Annotated in this window: 17 protein-coding genes; 2 read left to right on the top strand and 15 right to left on the bottom strand. The window is 58.7% G+C overall.

What is annotated here, in order from left to right; all coding sequences use genetic code 11:
* Positions 1-143: 143 nt before the first annotated feature.
* Complete coding sequence (gene yegS, locus ABLU95_RS06170; protein ID WP_075202482.1) at positions 144-1040, top strand: lipid kinase YegS; 897 nt, start codon at positions 144-146, stop codon at positions 1038-1040.
* Here yegS and ABLU95_RS06175 read toward each other — a convergent pair whose 3' ends face one another.
* From ABLU95_RS06175 to dalD, 12 genes are all read right to left on the bottom strand, one after another.
* Positions 1041-1511, bottom strand: coding sequence for a hypothetical protein (locus ABLU95_RS06175; protein WP_348879057.1), 471 nt, complete (start codon positions 1509-1511; stop codon positions 1041-1043).
* Positions 1498-2307, bottom strand: coding sequence for a winged helix-turn-helix domain-containing protein (locus ABLU95_RS06180; protein ID WP_348879058.1), 810 nt, complete (start codon positions 2305-2307; stop codon positions 1498-1500). The genes ABLU95_RS06175 and ABLU95_RS06180 overlap by 14 nt, the downstream gene beginning before the upstream one ends.
* A 416-nt stretch (positions 2308-2723) precedes the next feature.
* Positions 2724-3497, bottom strand: a complete 774-nt coding sequence (locus tag ABLU95_RS06185; protein WP_348879060.1) for an ABC transporter ATP-binding protein — start codon at positions 3495-3497, stop codon at positions 2724-2726.
* 10 nt (positions 3498-3507) lie between these two features.
* A complete protein-coding gene (locus tag ABLU95_RS06190) occupies positions 3508-4371 on the bottom strand; it encodes an ABC transporter ATP-binding protein (RefSeq protein ID WP_004103764.1) in 864 nt (287 codons plus the stop codon).
* A complete protein-coding gene (locus ABLU95_RS06195) occupies positions 4343-5248 on the bottom strand; it encodes an ABC transporter permease (RefSeq protein ID WP_004103766.1) in 906 nt (301 codons plus the stop codon). Before ABLU95_RS06195 ends, ABLU95_RS06190 begins: the two co-directional genes overlap by 29 nt.
* Positions 5245-6282 carry an ABC transporter permease gene (locus ABLU95_RS06200; protein WP_285199059.1) on the bottom strand — a complete coding sequence of 346 codons (1038 nt, stop codon included), beginning with the start codon at positions 6280-6282 and terminating at the stop codon, positions 5245-5247. The genes ABLU95_RS06195 and ABLU95_RS06200 overlap by 4 nt, the downstream gene beginning before the upstream one ends.
* Positions 6279-7901, bottom strand: a complete 1623-nt coding sequence (locus ABLU95_RS06205; RefSeq protein ID WP_214632607.1) for an ABC transporter substrate-binding protein — start codon at positions 7899-7901, stop codon at positions 6279-6281. Before ABLU95_RS06205 ends, ABLU95_RS06200 begins: the two co-directional genes overlap by 4 nt.
* A gap of 119 nt (positions 7902-8020) precedes the next feature.
* Complete coding sequence (locus ABLU95_RS06210) at positions 8021-9175, bottom strand: mandelate racemase family protein (RefSeq protein WP_032728516.1); 1155 nt, start codon at positions 9173-9175, stop codon at positions 8021-8023.
* Positions 9176-9472: 297 nt separating this feature from the next.
* Positions 9473-10135: an HAD-IA family hydrolase gene (locus ABLU95_RS06215; RefSeq protein WP_348879062.1), complete on the bottom strand. Its 663-nt coding sequence runs from the start codon at positions 10133-10135 to the stop codon at positions 9473-9475.
* Positions 10136-10183: 48 nt separating this feature from the next.
* On the bottom strand, positions 10184-11461 hold the full coding sequence (dalT, locus tag ABLU95_RS06220; RefSeq protein ID WP_348879063.1) for a D-arabinitol transporter: 1278 nt from the start codon (positions 11459-11461) through the stop codon (positions 10184-10186).
* A 69-nt stretch (positions 11462-11530) separates the two neighbouring features.
* Positions 11531-12994 (bottom strand): xylulokinase, encoded by a 1464-nt coding sequence (gene xylB / locus ABLU95_RS06225; protein WP_064154335.1) that lies wholly within the window; start codon positions 12992-12994, stop codon positions 11531-11533.
* Between the two features lie 9 nt (positions 12995-13003).
* A complete protein-coding gene (gene dalD, locus ABLU95_RS06230) occupies positions 13004-14371 on the bottom strand; it encodes a D-arabinitol 4-dehydrogenase (protein WP_348879064.1) in 1368 nt (455 codons plus the stop codon).
* Positions 14372-14577: 206 nt separating this feature from the next.
* Between dalD and ABLU95_RS06235 the strand changes: the two genes are divergently transcribed.
* Positions 14578-15519, top strand: a complete 942-nt coding sequence (locus ABLU95_RS06235; RefSeq protein WP_087849496.1) for a sugar-binding domain-containing protein — start codon at positions 14578-14580, stop codon at positions 15517-15519.
* A gap of 81 nt (positions 15520-15600) precedes the next feature.
* Here the strand turns inward: ABLU95_RS06235 and fbaB are convergent, their stop codons facing one another.
* The 3 genes from fbaB to thiM form a co-directional block, all read right to left on the bottom strand.
* Positions 15601-16653 carry a class I fructose-bisphosphate aldolase gene (fbaB, locus tag ABLU95_RS06240; RefSeq protein ID WP_004201578.1) on the bottom strand — a complete coding sequence of 351 codons (1053 nt, stop codon included), beginning with the start codon at positions 16651-16653 and terminating at the stop codon, positions 15601-15603.
* A gap of 147 nt (positions 16654-16800) precedes the next feature.
* A complete protein-coding gene (gene thiD / locus ABLU95_RS06245; RefSeq protein WP_009307429.1) occupies positions 16801-17601 on the bottom strand; it encodes a bifunctional hydroxymethylpyrimidine kinase/phosphomethylpyrimidine kinase in 801 nt (266 codons plus the stop codon).
* Complete coding sequence (gene thiM, locus ABLU95_RS06250) at positions 17598-18371, bottom strand: hydroxyethylthiazole kinase (protein ID WP_348879066.1); 774 nt, start codon at positions 18369-18371, stop codon at positions 17598-17600. Before thiM ends, thiD begins: the two co-directional genes overlap by 4 nt.
* Positions 18372-18404 lie beyond the last annotated feature (33 nt).

The following is an 18404-nucleotide window of genomic DNA, read 5'->3' on the forward strand; positions in this document are numbered from 1 at the left end:
CCATAAATGCTAGTTGTACCAGGAACCACCTCCTTAGCCTGCGTAATCTCCCTTACGCGGGCTTATTTTTTTGTCTCTCCTCCGGTCTTCGCTGGCGTCATGCGGTACACTTTATGCAACATTGAGCAATAAAGGTTCCCTTGATGATGTCTACGTTTCCTGCCAGCTTACTGATCCTTAACGGCAAAGGTGCCAATGAACCGCAGCTACGCGAGGCGGTTAACCTGTTGCGTGACGAAGGGATCGATATTCACGTCCGCGTCACCTGGGAAAAGGGCGATGCCGTGCGGTTTATCGATGAAGCCCTGCAGCTGAACGTTGAAACGGTGATCGCCGGCGGCGGCGACGGCACCATTAATGAAGTGGCGACGGCGCTGGTGGAGCGCGGCAGCAGGATGGCGCTGGGGATTTTACCGCTGGGCACGGCCAACGACTTCGCCACCAGCGTCGGTATTCCGCAGGATCTGGCCAGCGCCCTGAAGCTGGCGATCGTCGGCCGCGATGTGCCGATAGATATCGCCCGGGTTAATGATAAGACCGGCTTTATTAATATGGCGACCGGCGGGTTCGGCACCCGGATCACCACCGAAACGCCGGAAAAGCTCAAAGCCGCGCTCGGCGGTGTCTCTTATTTAATCCACGGCCTGATGCGCATGGATACCCTGAAGCCGGACCGCTGCGAGATCCGCGGAGAGAACTTTCACTGGCAGGGCGATGCGCTGGTCATCGGCATCGGCAACGGCCGCCAGGCGGGCGGCGGCCAGCAGCTGTGTCCGGAGGCGTTGATTAACGATGGCCTGCTGCATCTGCGCATTTTCACCGGCGAAGAGCTGATCCCTGCCCTCTTCAGCACCCTGGCGAATCCGGAAAACTCGCCGAATATTGTCGACGGCGTCTCCTCGTGGTTTGAGATCACCGCCCCTCATGAGATGACGTTTAACCTCGACGGCGAACCGCTGACCGGCAAAACTTTCCGCATGGAGCTGTTACCGGCGGCCCTGCGCTGCCGGCTGCCGCCCGACTGCCCGCTGTTGCGTTGATCAGGTTTCGCAAAGCAAAGACGGCGCCCGGCTGGTATACAGCAGCCGGGTTCGTTGATTGAGCCGCTGAATATTAAGGTAAAACGGCACCTGCTGCTGCAGGAAAAACTTGGGCAGGATGTTGTTAATATGCTTCTCCTGCTCGGTTTCGCCGATGCTGACAGAGACGCTTTCCGATCGCAGGAAGTAGTGCTGGCCGTCGCGGGTAAAGCTAAACCAGATGTTCTGGTTGATGGTAAACGATTCACCCTGCGGCGGCGTAATCTCTCCCCGGACAATCACCAGCCCACGGGTGCTATCAAATACGAAGCGTAATGAAATATCGCCCTGATAACCTGAGTTTAATAGCCGCATCTCACCGCTGCACTGGAAATGATTGCGCTGCCAGTATTGCCAGGATTTTATCGTCATACCGCTTAATACTCCGATAAATACGATAGCGATTAACCATTTAATTTCACGCCGGCGCATTGACTACCTCCTTAATGTAATATTTGGTGAGGCATTGATTATCACGCCATTGACTAAATGGCTGACGGCAGCGAATCACCGACACCCGCGCTTGCCCGGGATAAAGCGTCAAATAAATCCATGGATATTCTTCGCATTCAAATTTACTGCGCTTGATAAAATTGACATGACGAACATGGTCAACTACGTCATTATTGGCAAAGAAGTGACATTGTTGCGAAAATTTAGCAATTATGGGCGAATAACTTTGCAAATAAGATTCGAATTCTGTTTGCCACGCAACAAATCCACAAACCAGACAACTCAGCAGCGCCGCAAGCCCCCACAAAAGAGAGCGTCGCGGCCTTAACCGCTTTTTTTCGGGCAAACTCGCAGCTGCGACCTCCTTATGAACAGGCTCGTCAACGGGCGCTTGTGGCTCCTCCGCCGTCGGTGCCTTCTCTACATCGCGCGGCTGAGATTCCGTAACCGTTAATGTTGCATCCAGCCTGACGCCTACCCTCGGCACCGTAATAATAATATCCTCGTCTACCCCCAGCTCCTTAAATGCCCGACGTAACAGGGAAATATTCTGGTAAAAACCGTTGCTGGTTACCTGAGCGCCATGCTTTATCCACACTTCCTCAACAAAGGTTTCGCGGGCAACAGTATTGCCATCATGCTGAATAAGCAGTAATAAACAGCGGCTGGCCGGCATATTTAAGGAAACCGTTTTCGTCTCGTCAGCAATAAGTATTAGAGCGCTACGCTGAGGAAAAAAGGCAATTCTTCCATTAATCGTATATATTTTTTCCATCCTGTTCTCTGAGAATAGTAATCACGTGGATGGGCGGCAGGGGGTACCCTACTATAAATAGGGTAATCCGCCATGACGTTGATGACATATTAAGATTATTCGCAGGCGAGTTTACTCTATTACTCAGCAGATCTGGAGGCGTAATACGCAGTTTTTCCTTGTTATTAGCAAGGTTTAAATGAATTTACAGAACGGAATATTTTGTACTTCGAATTGAAATGGGTATTTATTTCAAAAAAAATAATAAATACAAGTTATAATTCGTAAAAGATGCATTCACACAACAGATACTTTCATTTTAGATCTAAATACCACATTTACATTAATAGACGATATTTATAACTATAACTACATATCGTTTCAAAGTTTTATCTATAAAATGGGCGCATTTCCCACGTGACAATGCGCCATAAAGCTTAGTATGCCGCCACCTCGCGCGCCATTTCGCGCGTATATTGCCGACTGGCGTTGACCAGCATCTGCGTATAGGCCGTCCGCGCCTCGCCGCTGACCAGCGCATCGACCGTCAGGGTTTCAAGGATCTTCCCGTACTGCATCACCGCCACGGTCTGGCATAAATGGGCAATAACCCCGAGATCGTGGGTAACCATCAGGTAAGTGAGCTTAGCCTCCTGCTGCAATTCTGCCAGCAGATTGAGGATCTCCGCCTGCACCGACACATCCAGCGCCGACGTCGGCTCATCCAGCAGCAGTACCTGAGGCTCAAGAATCAGCGCTCTGGCTATCGCCACGCGCTGCCGCTGCCCGCCGGAGAGCTGATGCGGATAGCGCTCGCGAAAGGCACGGTTGAGGCCAACTTTGTCCAGCAGCGCATTGATCCGCCGGTCGCGGTCGTTGATACGATGGATCTGCAGCGGCTCTTCGAGGATATCGCCAATGGAGTGACGAGGATGCAGCGATCCGTAGGGGTCCTGAAATACCATTTGCACCTGACGGCAGCGCCTGCGGCTAATTTCATGCCCTAAGCGCTGACCATCGATGGCCAGCGCCCCCTGCCAGTGGGTAAACAGCCCCGCCAGGCACTTGAGCACCGTCGTTTTACCGGAGCCGGACTCGCCTACCAGACCGTAGATCTCGCCGGGCTTAACGTGGAAACTGACGTCATACAGCACCTGGTTACGCTTCTCCCCCTCGCCAAACGCGAGGTTGAGATGTTGAACTTCAATCATCATCCGCTCCTTATTCCGTTAACCAGCTGGCCTGACGCTGCAGCACCGGCAGTATCGGGCGACGATGCTGCATATCCGGCAGCGAGTTAATCAATCCCTGAGTATAGGGATGACGGGCGTTATCGAGATCTTTAGCAGCAATGGACTCCACTACCCGTCCGGCGTACATCACCAGTACGCGGTCGCAGAAGCTGCGCACCAGGTTGATATCGTGGCTGATAAAAATCAGCCCCAGCCCGCGCGACTGAACCAGGTCATCCAGCAGGCCCAGCACCTGCAGGCGCACCGACACATCCAGCGCGGAGGTGGGCTCATCGGCAATGATCAGTTCCGGGTCGGTAATCAGCATCATGGCGATCATGATGCGCTGCCCCTGTCCGCCGGATATTTCATGCGGATAAAGCTGATAAACGCGCTCCGGCTGGCGAATACGCACTACCTCCAGCATCTCCAGCGCCCTGGCTTTCGCCTCATCTTTGCGCCCGGGATGATGAGTAAGCCAGGCCTCGGCGATTTGCTTACCCACGCAGACCACCGGATTAAGCGAATATTTCGGGTCCTGCATAATCATAGAGATACGTTTGCCGCGTACGCCGCGCATCTGCGCTTCGCTAAGATGCTGCAGATCGAGGTCGGCAAACTGCATGCGGCTGGCGCTGACGCGGGCCTTTTTCGGATGCAGCTGCAGCAGCGCGCGCCCAACGGTGGACTTACCCGAACCGGACTCGCCGACAATCGCCAGCTTTTCGCGCCCCAGCTGGAAGGAGACGCCGCGCACGGCATGGGTCACTGCGCTGCCGTTAACAAAGTCGACGCACAGATCGCGCACGTCGAGCAGCGGAGCATTATTCACTGCGGGGATCGAGGATGTCACGTAGGCCATCTCCTAAGAAGTTGAACGCTAAGCTGTTGATCAGAATCGCCAGCCCCGGAATTGTTACGACCCACCAGCACTCCATCATATAAGTGCGCCCGCTGGAGATCATCGCTCCCCACTCCGGCTCCGGCGGCTGCGCGCCGAGCCCGAGAAAGCCGAGACCGGCCGCGGTCAGAATGATCCCGGCCATATTCATGGTGATACGGATAATGACCGAGGGCAGACACAGCGGCACGATATGGCGCCAGAGGACGCGGGACGATGAAGCGCCCTGCAGACGCACGGCGGAGATAAAATCGGCCTGGCGCAGAGAGAGCGTTTCGGCGCGCGCCAGACGGGCTATCGGCGGCCAGGCGGTAAGCGTGATGGCGATAACCACATGCTCCAGCCCCGGCCCTAAGGCGGCGACAAACGCCAGCGCCAGAACCAGACTCGGGAAGGAGATGAAAATATCGGTGACGCGCATCAGCACCATATCGACTTTACCGCCGAAATAGCCGGCGCTGACGCCCAGCAGCAGCCCGAGCGGACCGACGGTCACCGAGACCAGCAGCACGATATAGAGCGTGATGCGCGAGCCGTACACCAGGCGACTAAAGATATCCCGGCCAAACTCATCGGTGCCGAACCAGTGCTGCGCATTCGGCGCGACCAGCGCGCTGTTCAGGTCCTGCACCAGCGGGTTATAAGGCGCAATCAGCGGCGCGAAAATCGCCACCACCAGCAGCAGAAAGATAATTCCTCCGCCGATGGCCGTTAGCGGGTTGCGCGCCATTTTGCCGATAAACCCGACGGCCCGCGCCGCCGCGCGTTGCAGCCGCTGACGGCCTTCGCCCGCACCGCCCGAAAGCGGCGAATCCAGAGAAACGGTCATGATTTTGTCCTCGGGTCAAAGAATTGATACAGCATGTCGGAGAGCAGGTTGAGCATCACGAAGATCACTCCCACCAGCAGCACGCAGCCCATCACCGCATTCATATCGCCCAGCAGCAGGCTACCGGTAAGATAGGAGCCGAAACCCGGCCATGAGAAGACGGTTTCAATCAGCACCGCGCCTTCCAGCAGCGCGCCGTAGGCCAGCGCCACCACCGTCAGCAGCTGCACGAGGATGTTACGAAACGCATGGTTCCAGATAACCTGACGCTCGGTCAGCCCTTTCACCCTCGCGGTAATAATGAACTCCTGCGACAGCTGGGCCAGCATAAAGCTGCGGGTCATACGGCTGATATAAGCCAGCGAGTGAAAACCCAGCAGCGAGGCGGGAAGAATCAGATGATTAATGGCGTTCCAGAACACCTGTCCGTTTCCTGCCAGCAGCGCATCAACGGTCATCAGGCCGGTACGGCGCGGCACAATGCCGTCCAGACCGAGGTCTACCCGCCCGGCGCCGCCCACCCAGCCGAGCCAGGCATAGAAAACCAGCAGCCCCATCATTCCGACCCAGAAAATCGGCGTCGAGTAGCCCGCCAGGCTGATAATGCGTACCACATAATCGGAGAAGCTATTGCGTCGCGCCGCCGCCAGCACGCCCAGCGGAATTCCGAGACCCGCGCCGACGAGAATCGCCATCGTCGCCAGCTCCATGGTGGCCGGGAAGACGCGGATAATATCGTCCACCACCGGTTTCCCGGTCAGCAGCGCATTGCCCAGATCGCCGTGCAGCAGGTTGACGAAATAGATGCCAAACTGGGTGGCCAGCGATTTATCAAACCCCAGCTGCTGGTAAACCTGCTGATAGGTACTCTGGTCAGCATCCGGACCGACGATCGCCAGCACCGGGTCGATAGGCATGACGCGGCCAATGGTAAAGGTCAGCAGCAGCAGGCCGAACAGCGTAATCACCACCTGCAGCAGCCGTTTGGATAAGCGCCGGCCGCGTGAGCAGGGCGCAAGGATTGCGGTACTCATCCTTTCTCTCCTTCGCGGACTTTATAGACGTCACGCAGAAAAGTGGTGGCGGAGGGGTGCGGCTGATACTCTCGTACCTCGTTGCGCACCACCACGGAATCGACCATCTGCGAAAGCGGAATTAAAGCCGGAACCAGCTGGTCGTAGCGCGCCTGGATGGCCTGGTAGTCAGCCACCTGTTTTTGCGGATCGCGTTCCAGCAGGGCCTGGTCAATCATCGTATTGAGCTGCGGGTCGTAAAAACCGGTACGCCAGCCCTGAAAGTTGGTCAGACGCGCCTCATCGCTGTTATCCGGGTTATAGACCAGCGCGCGCAGGCTGGAGTGCGGATGCGGCTCCATTCCGCTGCCGCCGCGTCCCACCAGCAGGTCAAATTTACGCTCGCGCATCGCGCCGTAGATCTGGTTACCGGTGCCGGTGATGATTTTGGCGTTAATCCCCGCCTGCATCAGCGTCGACTGCACGGCGATAGCGATGTTAAGAAATGGCTGATCGGAGAGGACCCGCAGCGTGGTATCAAAGCCGTTGGGATAACCCGCTTCCGCCAGCAGCTTTTTCGCCCGCGCCACGTCCAGCTTATAGCCAGGGTCAGGCAGCGTAGACGGCATGCCCGCCTTAATCGGTCGCTGGTGCAGCACGCCGTAGCCCGGCATCAGCGCTTTATTGATACCCTGGTAATCAATCAGATAGCGCACCGCTTCGCGCACTTTCGGTTGGGCGAAGTGCGCCTCTTTCATGCTCATCGCCACGTAGTACATGGTGCCGCGCTGCACCGCATCGACGGTCAGCTGCGGGTCGCTGCGCAGGGCGTTAATATCGGAAACCGCCATATTGTTGGCAATATCGAGGTCGCCTTTTTCGATCATCAGACGCAGGGTTTGCGACTCCTGGAAATGGCGCAGCACCACGCGGCTCATTTTCGCCTCGCCGCGCCAGTAGTCAGGATTGCGCTTCATGCGCAGCACATCTTTTGCCTGCCAGGTTTCCAGCGTAAACGGCCCGGAACCGGCTTCATGGGTGGTCAGCCAGCGGTTACCCCAGTCGTCATCCTGCTGGTGGCTTTGCACCGTTTTACTGTCCAGCACCCCGAGGTTGCCCAGCGCCGCCAGCGAGTAAATCACCAGCTGCGGATCGTTATCTTTGGGTAACTCGATTTGCACCGTGAAGCGGTCCGGCGCGCTGACCTGGCTGTCGATATTTTTCTTACTGAAGCCATAGGATTTCCATACCGAGGCCTGAGCCAGGTTGAGGTGCAGGATGCGCCGCATTGACCACACCACGTCAGCGGCGGTCAGCGGGTTGCCGGAGTGAAACTTAACGTCGTCGCGCAGATGAAAGGTCAGGGTTTTGCCGTCGGGGCTGATATCCCAGGATTTCGCCAGCGCGGGCCTAACGTCGGTGAGCTGTTCAGGGTCAAGCTCTACCAGCGAGTCGTAGAGGTTGACCACGATTCCCACCACTTCGTTACCGGTCATCGCCGCCGGGTCAAGGGTGAGCAGGTTATTCATATTCATGCCGATGATAAGCTGATCGGGCGGCGTTTTCGCCACCGCCGCCCCGCTTCCCATCGACACGGCGAGCGTGAATAAGCACGCTGCCAGTAGGGAGTTTTTTTTCATATCTCTGTTTGCCTGTACTGTAGGGTACATGTTGCCGGATGGCGGCATTTTCGCCTTATCCGGCCTACCGGGCCGCAGACCCGATAAGCGCAGCGCCATCGGGCATTTATTTTTTTGAATCAGTCGTGGCTAACGGTATTGGCTTCGATATACGCAAAATTAATGTCTTCGCCGAGGCCCGGACGTTGTGACAAATGCACAAATCCCTGGTCATCCATCGGGTCAACAATGCTATTGAGATAAGCCGCCGGTTCATCGTAGTCGAGGAACGGATGCAGCAGGCCGCGCTCGTACCAGCGGCAGTTGCGGATCGCGCCGACCACCGCCAGGCTTGCCGCGCCGTTGCCGTGGACTTCGCAATCCATGCCGAAAGATTCCGCCAGCGCCGCGACCTTCATGGTCGGGGTAATACCGCCCACGCCGTTAGCGCCGGCGCGCAGAATGTCGCAGGCTCCGGCTTTCACCCATTCGGCGCGCATGTGGTGCTTGCCGCCGAAGCTCTCCGGCCCGACGATGGGGATCGACAGGTTTTCCGCCAGCCACGCGTAGGAGGACATCGAATCCTCCTCCATCGGCTCTTCAAACCAGGCGAAATTGAGTTTTTCCAGCTCTTTGCCGATCCACAGCGCCTCGGCGCGGCTGTACCAGTGATAGCCATCAATCATCAGGTCAATATCCGGCCCTACCGCTTCGCGCACCGCCGCGCAGGCTTTAATATCCATTTTGGGATTGGGCGCAAAAGAGATTGGCGGCATCCAGGTGTGCAGCTTGATGGCCTTGTAGCCGCGGGCGACCAGCTTTTCGGCAAAGGCGGCATACTCCTCCGGGGTCGACAGACCACCCGGCAGATCGTCGCCGCACATCGTGCTGCCGTAAGCCGGGACGGTGTCGCGATAGCCGCCGAGCAGCTTGTAAACCGGCATCTTAAGGCTGCGGCCTATCAGATCCCACAGCGCCTGTTCAATAAACGACAGCGCGCGCTCCGTTAGCTGATGTGCACTACCGCGCTGCCAGTGGTTAAGATCCTGCCAGATACGCTCGCGGTTAAACGGGTCCTGCCCCACCAGCACTTTGCGGAAAAAAGTATTCACCACGAACGGGCGCACGACTTCCGGAGGCGCAAACGAAAAACCCTGCGCCCCATCATCAGCGGTGATGGTCAGCATCGCCATTTTGGCCATGCTTTCAGCCCCCGGATGGGAGTGACCGGCGCTGTCGGAAACCCGACGTGTGGGATACTGGAAAACGGTGACATTCACAGATTCAATTTTCATGCTCAATCCTTATCACGGCCAAATCCGATCGATAGAAGCAAATCGGCAAAGCGGTTCCACATTATTGAAAATACGTTTCAATATCTAATCTAAGCACAATTACGTAGCAGTGCCTCGGACAAACACCGCTAAGCAAGGCAATAAATTTGGGCATTGGCACAACAAGACGTGACTGTTTTCACAAAAGATGAGTGAAATGTGAGGCGGATCGGCATGGAGAAAAAAGGGCGTGAGCGCAGAAGAGAGAGTGACCGACCGTGTACATCCCGGGATTTTCTGCGCTCACGAAAGCGTGAGTTATGCGACCGCCTCTGGCTCGGCGGTAAGCGCTTCCAGCAGTTCAGGTAAGGTTTGATAGCGGCCCACGGCGGCCTGAAAACGCGCGTGCTGGCTATCTTCGGCAATCACCACCGTAGGAATAGCCGCGGCCTGAGCCGCACAAAAGCCGTTGAAGCTGTCTTCGATCACCATGCACCGGCTGGCGTCGAGATTAAGCTTATCCAACGTCGTCAGATACACCGCCGGATGCGGCTTGCCCTGCGCTTCATCATCCGCGCTGGAGATCACGTCAAAATAGTGCCACAGCGAGAGCTTGTTCAGCACGGCGGCGATAACCTGGCGGGACGAGGAGGTGGCGAGCGCAATGTTATAACCGGCATGGCGAAAATAGCGTAACGCCTCATGCACCCCGCGCATCGGCTCGCCTTCGGCGGCGATCAGGCCGGTAATACGCTGCAATATCGCGGCTTCAAGCCGCTGCGGAACAAGCTCAAGCTGGCAATGGCGGCACCAGGTGCGCGCAATTTCGTCGAGGCGTTTGCCTTTGGTCAGCGTTTCACACTCCTCGACGCTCGCCATTGCCCCCCACTGCGCGAGGGCGTCGATTTGCGCCTGCCGCCACAGGCTTTCGGAATCAATAATCACGCCATCCATGTCAAAAATCACTGCCTGAATACTCATCATTCACCTCATTAAGGCTGGCATGCCTGGCACGCCAGCCGTATCACCTTAAGAGAACTCCACCTGCTCGCTGGCAGTCGCTTCCTTGTGGGAAAATCCCGGCTGCTCGACGCGGATAAACGCGCAGAGGAAAAAGGCCACCACGTACAATGCGGTATAGGCGATGACGACCCCAATGGTGCTGAAGAACGGCAGCAGCACCACGGCGATCGCCGGGGCGAGAAAGTTCGACATCCCCGCCGACAGGTTATACACCGAAATCGCCGCGCCTTTGTGCTTCGGCTCCAGCGCCGGGAACACGGCGGCCAGCGGCACGAAGGCGGCGACAAAGATCCCCAAGGCGATGGCCGGGATCAGCGCCATCGCAAAGCTGTGGCCGAAGTGCTGAGGGATGTAGTAAAACGCCAGGCTGGAGAGCGCCATCCCGATGCAGCCAAACCAGCGCACCACCTTCATCCAGCCCAGTTTTTCCCCCAGAATGCCCCACAGCACGTTAGAGAAAATGGTGGTGAAGAAGAAGACCGCCCACACCTGCAGCCATTCCGAGGTGCTAAAGCCCAGCTCATCGACGAACATCATCGGCATAATCACCGCAAAACCGAACAGCGAGAGGGTATTGATAATTCGCACCATGCTCGACAGCAGAATATTGCGGTTGGTATAGAGCAGCGTCGCCGCGCGGCCCAGTTCGGCAAACTTCTCGCGGGTGGTCAGATTCTGCATATGGTGCGGCGTTTTAATATGGCGCAGGGAAGCCAGCGCAATGATGCCGCCGGTGACGCAGAAAGCGAGCGCCAGCCACAATGTCCCCAGCTCGCCGATATGCGGGATGGTAAAGCTCGGAATATAGCTGCCGAAGACGCCGATGCCGATGGAATAGACCGCCCAGAACCAGCCGATGGCCGAGCTGGCGTTGTCGCTTTTGACGTTATGGACAATCGCCACGATAAACGAGTAAAGGAATAGCGGATACGCGAAGCCGCGAATGCCGTAGAAAACCAGGATCAGCGCATAGTTGGCGTGACCGAGGCCGAAAACGAGGAACAGCACGTGGAATACGCACCACAGCACGAAGCCAATCATCATGGTTTTCAGCGGCGTAATAATTTCCGCCACCACGCCGGAGATCCATGCCGACAGCGCGGCGGCCAGGCCGTAGAGGGTAAAGGCAAAGGAGGCCTCCGCCGGGGAGAATCCGAGCGCTTTGATATAGTGCGAGAGAAAGGCTAATTCAAAACCGTCGCCGGTCATAAATACGGCAATGGCGATGTATCCCCAGAGCAGGTTCAGGGGTAAACCGAGCCACTGTTTATTATTGATAGACATAATGACCTCGTTTTCAGGGTACAGGAGGCCGCTCCGGTCAGTTCGCCGGCGCGGTTATGGTGATAAAAATTAATGCTGCCGATAGTGCAGATCGTTTAAATACAGGGCCTTAAACTGCGCGTAGCGTTGCATCAGGGTGTGGTGGCGAACGGGATCCGCACGCCAGGTCTGCCAGACTTCCGGTTTTTCACATACCGCGGCAACCGGTTTGCCCGCCGCCAGGCAGGCCAGCCGCGCCGCGCCCAGCGCGCCGCCGGTCTCTCCGCCTTTGTGGGTCACCACCGGCATAGCGAGAATATCGGCCAGCAGCTGGGCCCAGAACGGACTGCGGGCGCCACCGCCCACCAGCGAGCACTGCGCGATCGGCGTCCCGCTCTCTTTCAATACCTGCAGGCCGTCGTTGATGCCAAAGCTCACCCCCTCCAGCACGGCGTAGCCGAGCTGGGCGCGCAGGCTGGAGTGGGTCATACCCCAGAACATGCCGCGGGCGTCAGGATCGTTATGCGGGGTACGTTCCCCGGAGAGATAGGGCAGGAAGAACGGCGCGTTGGCCTTCTCCTCCTCGCTTAGCTCGGCAATCTCCGCCAGCAGCGCCACCTCCGTGGTGCCGGTCAGGCGGCAGAACCACTGCAAACAGCTGGCGGCGCTGAGCATCACGCTCATCTGATGCCACAGGTTCGGCAGAACGTGACAAAACGCATGGACCGCCGACTGCGGCGCCGGACGATAGGCGTCGGTCACCACAAACAGCACCCCGGAGGTACCGAGCGAAATAAACGCATCCCCCGGTGAAACCGCCCCAACGCCAATGGCGCTGACCGCGTTATCGCCGCCGCCCCCGGCCACCACCACCGAGGCGTTCAGCCCCCAGCGTTCGGCCACTTTCGGATCAAGGGTGGCGGAAACCTCGCAGCCTTCCACCAGCGTCGGCATCTGGCTGCGCGACAGACCGCACTTGTCCAGCAGCGCATCGGACCAGTCGCGCTTAGCCACGTCCAGCCACAGCGTCCCGGCGGCGTCCGACATATCGGAGACTTTCTTCCCGGTCATCCGGTAGCGCAGATAATCCTTCGGCAGCAGCACCGTGGCGGTGCGCTGAAAGTTTTGCGGCTCGTGACGACGCACCCACAGCAGCTTCGGCGCGGTAAAGCCGGGCATCGCCAGGTTGCCCGCCACCTGATGCAGCTCCGGCGCCATCTCCTCCAGCTCCGCGCACTCTGCGGCGCAGCGGGTGTCGTTCCACAGAATGGCCGGACGGATCGTCTCCCCCTTTTCATCCAGCAACACCGCGCCGTGCATCTGTCCGGAGAGGCCAATCGCCTTGACGGCCGGCCAGTGCTGGGCGCATTTTTCCCGCAGCGTGGCCATCAGATACTCCGTCGCCTCCCACCATAACTCCGGTGATTGTTCTGACCAGTGCGGATGAGGCCGCTGAATGCTCAGCGGCGCGCTATGGCTGGCGATAACCTGATTGTTCTCATCAATGACCAGCGCTTTGACTTCCGATGTGCCAAGATCGATACCCAGATACATAGCCACCTCTTATTTAATCAGCGTGTAAACGGCGGCGACTTTCTCGCGCATCAGCGCCAGGAAATCCGCGTTGTCGGCCAGGTCACCAAACAGGGCTTTATCGCGGGCGAAGACAGCCAGCGGATCCTGAGCCTCATACATCTCATGCACCGCCTGCTCATCCAGGATGCCGTCCTGGTACTGATACGGCAGGGTTCCCTTATGCCACTGCTCCATAAAGACGAAGAACAGCGCCGGCAGCATGGCGGTCGCTTCCGGGCGGACGCCGCGCTGATAGCACTCCTGCAGGGTTGGGGCGATCATCGCCGGAATTTTCGAGAAACCGTCGGCGGCGACGCGCTGGTTGGTGTCCTGGATATGCGGGTTGGTAAAGCGCTTGAGCACCACATCGCGGTAGGTCGGCAAATCAATACCGTTATCGCCCAGGCATGGGATCACATCTTCCGTGACGTAGCGGTCGGCAATGGCGTAGATAACATCGGTGAGCGTGCTTTCGTGAATAAACTGCTGGCCGATTAAGGTCCCCGCCCACGCAATGCAGCTGTGCGACGCGTTCAGGATGCGGATTTTCGCCTCTTCAAACGGGATAACCGACTCGACCATCTCCACGCCGACCGCTTCCAGGTTCGGGCGGGCATCGCGGAAGTTGTTCTCCACCACCCACTGGATAAAGGTCTCGCCCATGACCGGCGCCTTATCGTCAATGCCGGTTTGCGCTTTGATACGGGCCGGCAGATCGGCCGCCGGACGCGGGGTGATGCGGTCCACCATGGTGTTCGGACAGGTGGTATTGGCCGCCATCCAGTCAATCACCGCCTGTTTGCCGGTGAGCTGCAGGAACTCCACCATCCCGTCGTGGAAGCGCTCGCCGTTATGACGCACGTTGTCGCAGTTGAGCAGGGTCAGCGGCCCGGCGTTGTCCGCCATGCGCTTTTCCAGAATTCGCGCGAGGGTACCGTAAATGGTTTTGCATTCGCCTTTCAGGTCAGCCTGCAGATCGGGGTTGCTGGTTTCCAGCTGATGGCGGGTATTCAGGTAGTACCCCCCTTCCGTCACGGTAAAGGCGATAACTTTGGTTTGCGGGTTAGCCCCTTCGTTAATCAGCGGCTGCAGCCCGGCCTGCCACGGCAGCAGTTTCTGAATTGAGGTGATCTCTTCATATTCACGCGCCCCTTCCGGGCTGACGGTCTCCAGGACGTAACGTCCGCCCTGCGCCGCCAGCGCCTGCACCACCTGCTCGGCGTCGTTGCGAATATTGCCCGCCGCGATGCGCCAGCGCTTATCGCCGGAAGCGATCAGACGATGCAGATACCACGCCTGATGCGCGCGATGAAAAGAACCCAGACCGATATGAAGCCATGTGAATTGATTGTTCATGTTCTGCTCTCCTTGAGTGGATGGCGCCACTGTAATTGATCATTTGACCAAAATAAGAGCCACGGATCACAAAAGAGCAATTACCCACTTAAATTACAAATGACCAATAAAGAGCAAAAGCTTGCCAGTTATGGCAACCACGGCGAGAATGCGGATATTCGCCGGGCCAATTGCGTGCCCTGGCCAGCAACTTAGGGCGGGAAACCATGAGTAAAGAAGACGATATCCGGTTGGATCAGAAGGTGCGTGCCGCATGGATGTACTACATCGCCGGCCAGAATCAGAGCGAGATCGCCAGCCAGTTGGGCACCTCCAGACCGGTGGTGCAACGGCTGATCGCCGCCGCGAAAGAAGAAGGGATTGTGTCGATTAATCTGCACCATCCGGTGGCGAACTGCCTCGATTATGCGCAGTTGTTGCAGGAAAAGTACCGGCTTATCGAATGCAATGTGGTCCCCGCCTTTAGCGAAGAGAGTACCCTCGACAGCGTATCGTTTGGCTGCTATCAGCTGATGGCTCGCTATCTGCAGGATGATAAAGAGAAAATCATCGGCCTGGGCTCGGGCCTGACCCTGAAAAAAGCGCTGCAGCGCATCGATTTCGACAGCCTGAATACCCGCTGCGTGGCGCTGATCAGCGCCATGGACGCCGACGGGCAGTGCAACTATTACGATGACGTGCCCCTGCTGCTCACCCGCAAAATTAAGGCCAAGTACTATCAGTGGCCTGCGCCGCGCTACGCCCAGACCGCGGAAGAGTATGAGATGTGGTGCACCAATCGCTTATTTCGCAGCGTCTCCGGCGTCGCCCGGGAGGCGGACGTCATTTTTGTCGGCATTGGTCCGCTGGGCACGCAAAGCCCGATCTTTAAAGACGGCTTTATCAATCAGGCGCAGATGGATGAGCTGACCGCCCGCGGCGGCATCGGGGAGATCCTCGGGCGGTTTATCGATGCAGAAGGCGAGGTGGTAGACAGCGAGATCAACCGCATGATCACCAGCTATGATATCCGCCAGAACCACTGCCCGCGGATTGCCGCGGCCTGTGGAGAATACAAACGACCGGCGATCCTGGCCGCCCTTAAAGGCGGCTGGATCAACGGTCTGGTGACCGATGAACATACCGCGCGCTGGCTGCTTACGCGCTAACGGCGCGGACTGAGGACACATACAAAACGGTAACCCCGGTGCGCGTCGCGCCACCGGGGAACCCAACGATACTGGTGCTTATCAGGCGATAGTCACTTTCCCGTCGAGATAGACATCCTGCACGGCATTGATCAGCTTCACGCCGTCGGCCATCGATTTCTTAAACGCTTTGCGGCCAAGGATCAGCCCCATGCCGCCGGCGCGCTTATTGATCACCGCCGTGCGCACCGCGTCGGCAAGGTCGGTCTCTCCGCCCGCCGCGCCGCCGGAGTTAATCAGCCCGGCGCGGCCCATGTAGCAGTTGGCCAGCTGGTAGCGCACCAGATCGATGGGGTTATCGCTGGTCAGTTTGCTGTACACCCGGTCATCGGTATAGCCGAAGTTAACCGCTTTGTAGCCGCCGTTATTCTCCGCCATCTTTTGCTTGACGATATCGGCGCCGATGGTGGCCGCCAGGTGGTTGGCCTGACCGGTCAGGTCAGCGGAAACATGGTAGTCGACACCGTCTTTCTTGAATGCCGAATTGCGCAGATAGGCCCACAGCACGGTGACCAGGCCCAGCTCATGGGCCCGCTCAAAGGCCGCGGAGATCTCTTCTATCTGACGACGCGATTGTTCCGAGCCGAAATAGATCGTCGCGCCCACGGCCACCGCCCCCATATTGAACGCCTGCTCAACGCTGGCGTAGAGGGTCTGGTCGTACTCGGTGGGGTAGCTCAGCGTTTCGTTATGGTTGAGCTTCACCAGGAAAGGAATACGATGCGCGTAACGGCGCGACACCGAGGCCAGCACGCCGTAGGTCGACGCCACGCAGTTACAGCCGGCTTCGATCGCCAGCTCGACGATATTTTTCGGATCAAAGTACAGCGGGTTGGCGGCGAAGGAGGCCCCCGCCGAGTGCTCCACGCCCTGGTCGACCGGCAGAATGGACAGGTAGCCGGTCCCCCCCAGTCGTCCGGTGTTGTACAGGGTTTGCATATTGCGTAGCACCGCCGGCGGCCGGTTGTTATCCACCATCACCCGATCAACATAATCTGCGCCAGGCAGATACAGCTGGTCGGCCGGAATGGTTATACAACGGTGCTGCAAAAGGCTCTCGGCATCTTTGCCCAGCAACTGCGTAATATCAGTCATAGCAATCTCCCGTAAGGCCGGCCGGAGCCGGCATGCATTATCCCAACCCAATTATTTTGGGCAGGTTAAGCCTGGTACCGACTTAGCCTATTTTCCAGCCGGGAGGGCATTTTTTCAGGAGATTCTGCTGTCCCGTTACGCTGCCATTTACCACCAGGCATGGAAATGGTGCACCGGCCCGATGCCGTGGCCCACCTCCAGGGAGTCGGCCTGCGCCAGGGCCGCCGACAGCCAGGCCTTGGCCTCGGTAACGGTGGCCGCCCAGTCGGCGTGACGCGGACGCAGCGCCGCCAGCGCCGCCGAGAGCGTGCAGCCGGTGCCGTGCGTGTTTTTGGTCTGTACTCGCGGCGCGGTAAATCGCTGTTCCCCTTCGCGGGTGAAGAGCCAGTCCGGGCTCTCGGCATCGTCGAGATGGCCGCCCTTCATCAATACCGCACCGCAGCCCAGCGCCAGCAGCGCCCGCCCCTGCTCCAGCATTTCGCGCTCGTTGCGCGCATGGGGTGCATCAAGCAGGGCGGCCGCTTCCGGCAGGTTCGGGGTGATCAGCGACACCTGCGGCAACAATCGTTGACGCAGGGTCTCCACCGCCGAGGCCGACAGCAGCGGATCGCCGCTTTTCGCCAGCATGACGGTATCCAGCACCACGTTGGCCACCCGGTAGCGCGCCAGCCGCTCGGCCACGGCTTCCACAATATCGGTTTCCGCCAGCATGCCGATTTTGGTGGTATCGATGCGCACATCGCTGAACACCGAATCGAGCTGCGCCGCCACAAAGTCCGGTTCAATACGATAGACCGACTGCACGCCGCGGGTATTCTGCGCCACCAGGGCGGTGATCGCCGAGCAGCCGTAGGCTCCCAGCGCGGAGAAGGTTTTCAGATCGGCCTGGATACCGGCCCCGCCGCTGGGATCGGTGCCGGCGATGGTCAGAGCATTGATGCGTTTCATGCGCGCACCTCCTGATACAGCGCGTCGAGAAACGCCGGAACAAAGCTCCCGGGCCCCCCGTGACGGGCAGCGATTTCCCCGGCCTGCTTCATGAGCCCGCAGGCGGCGGCCACGTTTTCCAGCCGGTCTCCCGGCAGCGCCGCGCTCGCCGCCACCACCGCCGACAGCGCGCAGCCGGTGCCCACCACCCGGGTCATCAGCGCACTGCCGCCCGCCACGCTGAGCACCCGCTCGCCGTCGGTGACGTAATCCACCTCACCGGTGACCGCCACGACGGTGGTCAACTGACGAGCCAGCGCCTGGGCCGCCGGCAGCGCCGCGGCGGCCGTATCGGTGGTATCCACCCCGCGCCCGCCGGCGCTCATCCCGGCCAGCGCCAGAATTTCGGAGGCATTGCCGCGAATGGCCGCCGGCTGGAAGGCCAGCAGCGCGTGACAAAAGGCCGTGCGCACGGTCAGGGCGCCGACCGCCACCGGATCCAGCGTCCAGGGCTTGCCGGCCTGGCGGGCCTGCTCCACTGCGGCACGCATGGCCACTGCGCGATCTTCGGTCAGGGTGCCGACGTTGATTAACAGCCCATCGGCGATGGCGGCGAACTGCGCCGCTTCGCGGGGATCGATCACCATCGCCGGCGAGGCGCCAACGGACAGCAGAACATTGGCGGTAAAGGTCTGCACCACGTCATTGGTCATGCAGTGCACAAGGGGGGAATGGGCGCGCAGCAGATGGCGCAGGTGCGCGACAGGCGCGGGATTCAACAGCTCAGGCATGGTTTGCTCCCGCCAGACGAGGTAGAAGCAATG

This window comes from Klebsiella sp. GG_Kp146 (assembly GCF_040061975.1).
In the GTDB taxonomy this organism is placed as follows: Bacteria; Pseudomonadota; Gammaproteobacteria; order Enterobacterales; family Enterobacteriaceae; genus Klebsiella; species Klebsiella quasipneumoniae.